This is a genomic window from Pseudomonas guariconensis (assembly GCF_015680235.1).
GTDB lineage: Bacteria > Pseudomonadota > Gammaproteobacteria > Pseudomonadales > Pseudomonadaceae > Aquipseudomonas > Aquipseudomonas guariconensis_A.
The window spans coordinates 25069-35274 of the sequence record NZ_JADLJL010000043.1; the positions used below are offsets into that span (position 1 = coordinate 25069).

The 10206-nt window shown below is 59.5% G+C and carries 11 protein-coding genes; all 11 read right to left on the bottom strand.

Going from position 1 to position 10206, the window contains the following annotated elements:
• Positions 1-17: 17 nt before the first annotated feature.
• The gene (gene atpG / locus IRZ56_RS21060; protein WP_023383133.1) at positions 18-878 is read right to left on the bottom strand and encodes a F0F1 ATP synthase subunit gamma; all 861 of its coding nucleotides are present in this window, start codon (positions 876-878) and stop codon (positions 18-20) included.
• 48 nt (positions 879-926) lie between these two features.
• Positions 927-2471, bottom strand: coding sequence for a F0F1 ATP synthase subunit alpha (gene atpA, locus IRZ56_RS21065; protein ID WP_196146720.1), 1545 nt, complete (start codon positions 2469-2471; stop codon positions 927-929).
• Positions 2472-2492: 21 nt separating this feature from the next.
• Entirely contained in the window at positions 2493-3029 is a 537-nt protein-coding gene (locus IRZ56_RS21070) for a F0F1 ATP synthase subunit delta (protein ID WP_023383135.1), read from the bottom strand.
• A 12-nt stretch (positions 3030-3041) separates the two neighbouring features.
• On the bottom strand, positions 3042-3512 hold the full coding sequence (locus tag IRZ56_RS21075; RefSeq protein ID WP_023383136.1) for a F0F1 ATP synthase subunit B: 471 nt from the start codon (positions 3510-3512) through the stop codon (positions 3042-3044).
• 57 nt (positions 3513-3569) lie between these two features.
• A complete protein-coding gene (atpE, locus tag IRZ56_RS21080; RefSeq protein ID WP_003097235.1) occupies positions 3570-3827 on the bottom strand; it encodes a F0F1 ATP synthase subunit C in 258 nt (85 codons plus the stop codon).
• Positions 3828-3970: 143 nt separating this feature from the next.
• Complete coding sequence (atpB, locus tag IRZ56_RS21085) at positions 3971-4840, bottom strand: F0F1 ATP synthase subunit A (RefSeq protein WP_023383137.1); 870 nt, start codon at positions 4838-4840, stop codon at positions 3971-3973.
• A gap of 16 nt (positions 4841-4856) precedes the next feature.
• A complete protein-coding gene (locus IRZ56_RS21090; RefSeq protein ID WP_084855261.1) occupies positions 4857-5264 on the bottom strand; it encodes a F0F1 ATP synthase subunit I in 408 nt (135 codons plus the stop codon).
• 148 nt (positions 5265-5412) lie between these two features.
• Positions 5413-6285 (bottom strand): ParB/RepB/Spo0J family partition protein, encoded by an 873-nt coding sequence (locus tag IRZ56_RS21095; protein WP_084855260.1) that lies wholly within the window; start codon positions 6283-6285, stop codon positions 5413-5415.
• 9 nt (positions 6286-6294) lie between these two features.
• Positions 6295-7086, bottom strand: coding sequence for a ParA family protein (locus tag IRZ56_RS21100; RefSeq protein ID WP_084855259.1), 792 nt, complete (start codon positions 7084-7086; stop codon positions 6295-6297).
• Between the two features lie 18 nt (positions 7087-7104).
• Complete coding sequence (rsmG, locus tag IRZ56_RS21105; protein WP_084855258.1) at positions 7105-7755, bottom strand: 16S rRNA (guanine(527)-N(7))-methyltransferase RsmG; 651 nt, start codon at positions 7753-7755, stop codon at positions 7105-7107.
• Positions 7752-9644 (bottom strand): tRNA uridine-5-carboxymethylaminomethyl(34) synthesis enzyme MnmG, encoded by a 1893-nt coding sequence (gene mnmG / locus IRZ56_RS21110; RefSeq protein ID WP_196146721.1) that lies wholly within the window; start codon positions 9642-9644, stop codon positions 7752-7754. Before mnmG ends, rsmG begins: the two co-directional genes overlap by 4 nt.
• Positions 9645-10206: the final 562 nt, after the last annotated feature.

Here is a 10206-nt window from a genome sequence, read left to right on the forward strand (position 1 = left end):
TCTGAATATTTGAACCGTTAAACCGCGGCAGCGCCGCCGACGATTTCCGAGATCTCCTGGGTGATCGCAGCCTGACGCGCCTTGTTGTAAATCAGCTGGAGTTCGCTGATCAGGTCACCGGCGTTGTCTGTGGCGTTCTTCATGGCGATCATCCGGGCCGCTTGTTCAGCAGCGTTGTTCTCGACCACCGCCTGGTACACCTGCGACTCCACGTAACGCACCATCAAGCCGTCCAGCAGCTCTTTTGCGTCGGGTTCGTACAGGTAGTCCCAGTGATGCTTGAGATCCTGATCCGGGGTTGCCACCAACGGTACCAATTGCTCGACCGTCGGTTTTTGGGTCATGGTGTTGATGAACTTGTTCGAAACCACCGAGAGGCGATCGATACGGCCGTCCAGGTAGGCGTCCAGCATCACCTTGACGGAGCCGATCAGGTCGTTGATCGATGGCTCTTCGCCCAGATGGCTGATCGCGGCTACGACGTTGCCGCCAAAGATGCGGAAGAAAGTCGCACCCTTGCTGCCGATCACGCACAGGTCGATTTCCACGCCCTGTTCGCGGTTTTCGTTCATGTCCTTGACCAGGGCCTTGAACAGGTTGGTGTTCAAGCCACCGCACAGACCACGGTCACTGCTCACCACGATATAACCGGCGCGCTTTACAGGGCGCTCGATCATGAACGGGTGGCGGTATTCCGGGTTGGCGTTGGCCAGATGACCGATCACCTGGCGGATACGCTCCGCGTAAGGACGGCTAGCAGCCATGCGCAGTTGAGCCTTGCGCATCTTGCTGACCGCCACTTTCTCCATGGCGCTGGTAATTTTTTGCGTGCTTTTGATGCTCGCAATCTTACTGCGAATCTCTTTTGCGCCTGCCATGTATCACCTATCAGGTTAGCAAGCGGGGGCCGGAGCCCCCGCTGCGGCTTACCAGGTCTGGGTGGCCTTGAACTTCTCGATACCGGCTTTCATGCCAGCGTCGATTTCGTCGTTGAAGTCACCCTTCACGTTGATCTTGGCCATCAGTTCGGCGTGATCACGGTTGAAGTAGGCGATCAGTGCTTGCTCGAAGCTGCCGACCTTGTTGACTTCTACGTCAGTCAGGAAACCACGCTCAGCGGCGTACAGCGACAGGGCCATGTCCGCGATGGACATCGGCGCGTACTGCTTCTGCTTCATCAGCTCGGTTACGCGCTGACCATGCTCCAGCTGCTTGCGGGTCGCTTCGTCCAGATCGGAAGCGAACTGGGCGAATGCAGCCAGTTCACGGTACTGAGCCAGAGCGGTACGGATACCACCGGACAGCTTCTTGATGATCTTGGTCTGAGCGGCACCACCAACACGGGATACCGAAACACCGGCGTTAACTGCAGGGCGGATGCCCGAGTTGAACATGGCCGATTCCAAGAAGATCTGACCGTCGGTGATGGAGATCACGTTGGTCGGAACGAACGCGGAAACGTCGCCAGCCTGGGTTTCGATGATCGGCAGTGCGGTCAGCGAGCCGGTCTTGCCAGTTACGGCACCGTTGGTGAACTTCTCGACGTACTCTTCGGAAACGCGCGATGCACGCTCCAGCAGACGGGAGTGGAGATAGAACACGTCGCCTGGGTACGCTTCACGTCCTGGCGGACGGCGCAGCAGCAGGGAGATCTGACGGTAGGCAACGGCCTGCTTGGACAGGTCATCGTAAACGATCAGTGCGTCTTCACCGCGGTCACGGAAGTATTCACCCATGGTGCAGCCGGCGTACGGGGCCAGGAACTGCAGTGCGGCGGATTCCGAGGCGCTGGCGGCAACAACGATGGTGTTGGCCAGGGCACCGGCTTCTTCCAGCTTGCGCACGACGTTGGCGATGGTCGACTGCTTCTGGCCAACGGCCACATAGACGCAGAAGATGCCGCTGTCTTTCTGGTTGATGATCGCGTCGACCGCCATCGCGGTCTTACCGATCTGACGGTCACCGATGATCAGCTCACGCTGGCCACGGCCAACCGGAATCATGGCGTCGACCGACTTGTAGCCAGTCTGTACAGGCTGGTCTACCGACTTACGCCAGATAACGCCCGGAGCGACCTTTTCGACCGCGTCGGTTTCGGTGGTGGTCAGAGGACCTTTACCATCGATAGGGTTGCCCAGCGCGTCAACGACGCGACCCAGCAGGCCCTTGCCGACCGGCACTTCGAGGATGCGACCGGTGCACTTGGCGCTCATGCCCTCGGCGAGGGAGGTGTACGCACCCAGTACCACCGCACCTACGGAGTCTTGCTCCAGGTTCAGTGCCATACCGTATACGCCGCCCGGGAACTCGATCATTTCGCCGTACATAGCGTCGGCCAGACCGTGGATCCGCACGATACCGTCGGAAACGCTTACGACGGTACCTTCGTTACGGGCTTGGGAGCCGACATCGAGCTTCTCGATGCGACCCTTGATGATTTCACTAATTTCGGAAGGATTGAGTTGCTGCATTGCTCTGCTGCCCCTTCAAACTCAAGATTTCAATGCTTCGGCCAGTTTCGCGATCTTGCCGCGAACCGAGCCATCGATTACCAGGTCGCCGGCGCGGATGACGACGCCGCCGATCAGGCTGGCATCCTCCGACGCGTGCAGGCGCACTTCCCGGCTGAGCCGTGCACTGAGAACCTTGGCGAGTTTGTCTTGCTGTTCTTGGTTCAACGCAAAAGCACTGGTGACTTCCACGTCCACGGATTTCTCTTGCTCGGCCTTGTACAGGTCGAACAGAGCCGAAATCTCCGGCAGAAGCAGGAGACGGTCGTTTTCCGCGGCAACATGAATGAAATTCTGTGCCTGTGCATCGAACTTGTCACCGCAGACTTCAATGAATGCGGCGGCCTTTTCTGCGCTTGTCAGTCGCGGGGCCTTGAGCAGGCGCTGCATGGTGTCGTCTTCCGACACCGCAGCAGCCAGGCCGAGCATGGCTGACCAATTGGCCAGTTGCTGATGGGCCTGGGCATGCTCAAAGGCAGCCTTAGCGTAAGGTCGGGCCAACGTGGTCAGTTCTGCCATGATCGCCCTCGCTTAAATTTCAGCGGCCAGTTTGTTAACCAGCTCCGCATGCGCGTTTTGATCGATTGTGGCGCCAAGGATCTTTTCAGCACCGCCAACGGCCAGGGCACCCACTTGGGCACGCAGGGCGTCTTTGACGCTGTTGAGTTCCTGTTCGATCTCGGCTTGAGCCTGAGCCTTCACACGGTCAGCTTCGACGCGAGCCTGTTCACGGGCTTCCTCGACAAGCTGAGCAGCGCGTTTCTTGCTTTGCTCAATGATTTCGGCTGCCTGTGCCTTTGCTTCACGCAGTTGCTGACCCGCTTTCTCTTGGGCCAGCTCCAGGTCGCGAGCTGCGCGGTTGGCAGCGTCCAAGCCGTCGGCAATCTTCTTTTGGCGCTCTTGCAGGGCAGTGATGACCGGAGGCCATACGTACTTCATGCAGAAGAGCACAAAAATCAGGAAAGCAACGGATTGGCCAATCAGGGTTGCATTAATGTTCACGCCAACACCTCGCTCGGTCTTTGTCCATCACACCAATCAACTCGTAGGAACGAGTGATTAGCCGGCGATCTGACCAACGAAGGGGTTCGCGAAGGTGAAGAACAGAGCGATACCAACACCGATCATGGTTACGGCGTCGAGCAGACCGGCGACGATGAACATCTTGACCTGCAGCATCGGAACCATCTCAGGCTGACGAGCAGCGCCTTCCAGGAACTTGCCGCCCAGCAGGCCGAAACCAATGGCGGTACCCAGAGCACCCAGGCCGATCAGCAGAGCAACAGCGATAGCGGTCAGACCAACTACAGTTTCCATCTTTCCTCCCGACTTTTACGTCGTATTGGTTAGGTTTTTAGTTTGAAGCGGTAAAACAAATCGTTTGGTACAGCTGCCCTTGCGGACGTTTTTGGCCTTCCCCCCAAACAGGCGGAGAAGGCTATCAGACACGCGAGGCGGTCTTAATGGTTATCTTCGTGAGCCATCGACAGGTAGACGATGGTAAGCATCATGAAGATGAAGGCTTGCAGGGTGATGATCAGGATGTGGAACACAGCCCACGCCCACTGCAGCACCACACCCAGGCCGCTGAGCCACAGGATGCCGGCGCCGAACATCACGGCGATCAGGATGAACACCAGCTCGCCGGCGTACATGTTGCCGAACAGACGCAGTGCCAGGGAGATCGGCTTGGCGATCAGGGTGACGAATTCGAGCAGGAAGTTCACCGGGATCAGCAGGATCTGCACGAAGATGTTCTTGCTGCCGAACGGGTGCAGGGTCAGCTCACCGATGAAACCGCCCAGGCCCTTGACCTTGATGCTGTAGAAGATGATCAGCGCGAACACGCAGAAGGCCATGGCCAGGGTCGCGTTCGGGTCGGTGGTCGATACGGCACGGAACGGAATGTGCGGGTCGCCGGAGATCAGGATGGCCAGCTGCGGGATCCAGTCGACCGGTACCAGGTCGATGGCGTTCATCAGGAACACCCAGACGAAGATGGTCAGCGCCAGCGGGGCGATCACCGGGCTACGGCCGTGGAAGGAGTCCTTCACGCTGCCGTTGACGAAGTCCACCAGCACTTCGACGAAGTTCTGCAGGCCGCCAGGCTGGCCGGAAGTCGCCTTTTTGGCCGCCATGCGGAAGATGAACAGGAAGATCAGACCCAGCGCGACGGACCAACCCAGGGTGTCCAGGTGGAACGCCCAGAAGCCCATTGCCTTGGCTTCTGCAGCCGAATGGGCGAAGCCCCAGCTGCCGTCTGGTAGTTGACCGTAGGTCAGGTTCTGCAAGTGGTGCTGGATATAGCCCGAAGCGGTTTCTGCTGCCATGGTTGCCTCAAACGCCCTAAGGTCTCGAAAGTCTTTTATTCATCAGCAGGGGCGCGAACCAGCTGACCAGTAGGGTCAGCAGGAAGACGCCGAATACTGCTAGCGGCGCCAATGGCTTCACTCCTGCGAAGGTCAGTGCAAAAAGCACTGCCGTCAAAATCAATTTGCCTGCCTCGCCCGCGTAGAACGACTTGACGATGGCCTGCGCTGCCCTGGCCCCGCTATAGCGAAATGCCTTCCAGGCGAAATACACATTGGGCAGCCAGGCGATCAAACCTCCGCAGAGACCTGAATAACCGCTGACCGCGCCTTGCCACTGCCACAACACCAGAGTTGCCAGCAGAAACACGATACATTGAGCCAGCAGCACCGGAAAAACCGCCCAGCGATGGAAAGGCAAGCGGTTTGGCGTGCGGATTTCCATCACAACTGCTCCTCGAAAGTCGACCGTCAAGTCAGCAATGACTTGGCATAATTTGTGCCGACAAAATGCGCGCAGAGTATAGGGGTGGTTTAACCCCTATTCAACTCTTCGTAGTGATTTCCGACTGCGCGCTACAACGGGAATTGTTTCAGCGGATGTGAGCAAGCACGCCTTGCAACTCATCAAGGGAGTTGTAGCGAATTACAAGTTGGCCCTTGCCCTTGTTCCCGTGGCGTATCTGCACCGCCGAGCCCAGGCGCTCTGCCAGACGCTGTTCGAGGCGTGCGATATCCGGATCAGGTTTGGCCTGTTCGACCGGATCAGATTTGCCATTGAGCCACTGGCGCACCAGCGCTTCGGTTTGCCGTACGGTGAGGCCACGTGCGACAACATGCCGCGCCCCCTCTTCCTGGCGATCTTCCTCCAGCCCAAGCAGTGCACGGGCGTGGCCCATCTCCAGGTCACCATGGGCGAGCATGGTCTTGATCGCTTCAGGCAGAGAGATCAGGCGCAGCAAGTTGGCCACGGTCACCCGCGACTTGCCCACGGCATCGGCGACCTGCTGTTGGGTCAGTTCGAACTCCTGCTGCAGGCGCTGCAACGCCAGGGCCTCTTCCAGAGGGTTGAGGTCCTCGCGCTGGATGTTTTCGATCAGCGCCATGGCGATGGCCGCTTCGTCGGGCACTTCGCGGACCATGGCCGGGATCGTGTCCAGGCCAGCCTGCTGGGTGGCCCGCCAGCGGCGCTCACCGGCAATGATCTCGTAGCGGTTCTCGCCGATCGGGCGCACCACGATCGGTTGCATCACGCCCTGGTTGCGAATCGAGTGCGCGAGTTCTTCCAGCGCTTCGGGGTCCATGTCACGACGTGGCTGGTACTTGCCACGCTGGATCAGCTCGACCGGCAGGTGTTGCAGTTCCTTCTGGTCGACCTTCACAGCCTGCTCTTCGAGCGTGCTGACGGAGGGACCACTGAGCAGTGCATCCAACCCACGTCCGAGACCCCGTTTCTTAACGGCCATGCGGATTCCTTAAGTTGTTTGTGCAGTGCGTGATTGACGGCGTTGGCGGCGAACCAGTTCCCCGGCCAGGGCCAGGTAGGCCAGCGCGCCACGCGATTGCTTGTCGTACGCCAGGGCCGGCATGCCGAAGCTCGGCGCCTCGGCCAGGCGGATGTTGCGCGGAATGACCGTGTCGTACAACTGGCTGCCGAAATGTTCCTTGAGCTGGGCCGAAACATCGTTGTTCAGGCTCAGGCGCGGGTCGTACATGGTTCGCAGCAGGCCCTCGATCTTCAGCTCCGGGTTCAGGCGGGCGGCGATGCGCTTGATGTTATCCACAAGGTCGCTGAGACCTTCCAGTGCGTAGTACTCGCACTGCATCGGGATGATCACGCCATCGGAGGCGACCAGGGCATTGAGGGTCAGCATCGACAGCGAAGGTGGGCAGTCGATGAGGATGAAATCGTAGTTGTCGCGGATCGGCGCCAACGCATTGCGCAGGCGGCTTTCCTTCATCTGCATCTCCAGCAGCACCACTTCCGCGGCGGTCAGGTCGCGGTTGGCCGGCAACAGCTGGAAACCGCCGTGCTCGGAGAAATGCATCGCCTGGGCCAGGTCACACTCCCCGATCAGCAGGTCATAGACCGAATGCTCGAGTTCGTGCTTGTCCACACCGCTGCCCATGGTGGCGTTGCCCTGCGGATCGAGGTCGATCAGCAGCACGCGGCGCTTGGTCGCGGCCAGCGATGCCGCGAGATTGATACAGGTGGTGGTCTTGCCCACACCACCCTTCTGGTTCGCGATTGCGAATACCTTAGCCATTGTTGCGTGTGTTCCCAGTCATGCCTTGCGGCGCAGTATCAGCAGATGGCGCTGGCCCTGGCAACCCGGAACGGTCAGGGCCTGCTCGCTTTCCACTGTGAAGTCTGCGGGCAATGCTACCAGTTCATCGGCAGGATGCAGCCCCTTCATTGCAAGCCATTGCGTCCGCGCGTCGCCCAGGTGGCGTGTCCAATTGGTGAAATTTTCCATGCTGCTGAAGGCCCGGGAGATGATGCCGCAGAACGGCTGCGGGGGCTGGAATGCCTCGACCCGGCTGTGGATAACCTCGAGGTTGTCCAGCTTCAGCTCCATTTTCACCTGGGTGAGGAAGCGGGTTTTCTTGCCATTGCTGTCGAGCAGCGTCACCTGCTTGTGCGGATGCAGGATGGCCAGCGGGATGCCGGGCATGCCGCCACCGCTGCCGACGTCGAGCCAGCGCTGCGTGTCGCTGTGGATAAACGACATCACGCTCAGGCTGTCGAGCAGGTGGCGCGACACCATCTCGTCGGGGTCGCGCACGGCGGTGAGGTTGTAGGCCTTGTTCCATTTGATCAGCAGGGCCAGGTAACCCAGCAGTTGCTCGTGCTGCTGCGGGCTAAGCTCGACACCGAGCTGGCGCGCACCTGTGGACAACTCTTCTGCGTGTTGCGGGGTGACCAGGGAACTCAAGCGCTTTGCTCCAATTCGCGGCCGGCGCCGCGTTTTTTCAGATGAATCAGCAGCAGGGAAATCGCCGCCGGGGTCACACCTGGGATGCGCGATGCCTGGCCCAGGGTTTGCGGACGGGTCTGGCCGAGCTTGCTCTGGATTTCCTTGGACAAGCCGGAGATCGAGGTGTAGTCGATATCCACAGGCAGACGGGTATCTTCACTGGCACGCAGGCGGGCAATCTCTTCCTGCTGGCGATCGATGTAGCCGGCGTACTTGGTCTTGATCTCGACTTGTTCGGCCACCTGTGGATCGATTTGTTCCCCGCCGGTCACCTCGACCAGCCCGGCGTAGTCGATTTCCGGCCGGGCCAGCAGATTGAGCAGGCTGTATTCGTGGCTCAGTGGCGTGCCGAACTTATCCACAATGGCCTGGCCTTGTTCGGTGTTCGGGCGCACCCAGGTCGACTTCAAGCGCTGTTCCTCACGCTCGATACCCTCGCGCTTGGCGCAGAAGGCCGCCCAGCGCGCGTCGTCGATCAGCCCAAGCTCGCGACCTTTCTCGGTCAGGCGCAGGTCGGCGTTGTCCTCGCGCAGGATCAGCCGGTATTCGGCGCGCGACGTGAACATGCGGTACGGCTCCTGGGTACCGAGGGTGATCAGGTCATCGACCAACACGCCGATGTACGCCTCGTCACGGCGTGGGCACCAGCTTTCGCGGCCCTGCGCGCGCAATGCGGCGTTGGTACCGGCCAGCAGGCCCTGGGCGCCGGCTTCTTCGTAACCGGTGGTGCCGTTGATCTGCCCGGCGAAGAACAGGCCGCCGATGACCTTGGTCTCGAGGCTGTACTTGAGGTCACGCGGGTCGAAGTAGTCGTACTCGATGGCGTAGCCCGGGCGCACGATATGGGCGTTTTCCATACCGCGGATCGAACGTACCAGTTCGAGCTGCACATCGAACGGCAGCGACGTGGAAATACCGTTGGGGTACAGCTCGTGAGTGGTCAGGCCTTCAGGCTCGATGAACACCTGGTGGCTTTCCTTGTCGGCGAAGCGATGGATCTTGTCTTCGATCGACGGGCAGTAGCGCGGCCCGACGCCTTCGATCACGCCCGAGTACATGGGCGAGCGGTCGAGGTTCGAGGCAATGATCTCGTGGGTGCGCGCATTGGTATGAGTGATCCAGCAGCTCACTTGGCGTGGGTGCATCTGCGCATTGCCCATGAACGACATCACCGGGATCGGCGTATCGCCGGGCTGCTCGGTCATGACCGAGAAGTCCACCGATCGCCCGTCGATACGGGGCGGGGTACCGGTTTTCAGGCGGCCGACGCGCAGAGGGAGTTCACGCATGCGGTGGGCCAGGGCGATCGAAGGCGGATCGCCGGCACGCCCGCCGGAATGGTTCTGCAAGCCAATGTGGATAAGTCCACCGAGGAAGGTGCCAGTAGTCAGTACCACGGAATCGGCGAAGAAACGCAGGCCCATCTGGGTGACCACGCCCTTGACCTGGTCCTGCTCGACGATCAGGTCGTCACAGGACTGCTGGAATATCCACAGGTTCGGCTGGTTTTCCAGGATCTCGCGGACCACGGCCTTGTAGAGGGCGCGGTCTGCCTGTGCACGGGTGGCACGCACGGCCGGGCCCTTGCGGTTGTTAAGGACGCGGAACTGGATGCCGCTCTTGTCGGTGGCCAACGCCATCGCGCCGCCGAGCGCATCGATTTCCTTGACCAGATGGCTCTTGCCGATACCACCGATGGCCGGGTTGCAGCTCATGTGACCGAGGGTTTCCACGTTATGGGTCAGCAGCAGGGTTTTCACACCCATGCGTGCGGACGCAAGCGCAGCCTCGGTACCGGCATGGCCGCCGCCGATGACGATCACTTCAAAACGGGAAGGGAAATCCACCACGCACCTCGTGCCTGTTTTTGCGAATAGAGAAGGTAAGCGGACAAGTATAGGGACTTCAGCCCGCTTAAAGAAACCTTTTGCGCAAATTTTGACCAGGCTGTGGATGAGTGGCGGGCAAAAGAAAACAAAGAGGAAAAATTTAAAAAAGCTTTGTTTTTATGTTTATTCTTAGGCAGCCATCCACATGTGGATAACTCATTACAGCCCAGTATTGGCGATACATACAGCGATTCATAACCCTGTGTCGGACAGGGGTTGAGGGCTCTGGATAACGGCGTTTAACCTGTGGATTAAAGTAATGGTTACCCACAGGCGTGTTTGTCCTCAACCAAAAAGGCCGGTTATCAACGGGGCCTATGGCGAGTTTTCCACAGAGCTCCTGTAGCTACCTTCATGCCTGTGAATGATTTCTGAGCTGGACCTGCAGGCACACGCGTGGGCGAAACCGCTCTCCGATGGCCAAATTCCAGGATCGAGTAGGAGACGGGCTCTCACCCGTCGTCCTCTCACACCACCGTGCGTACGGTTCCGTACACGGCGGTTCAGGTTATGCGGCTAA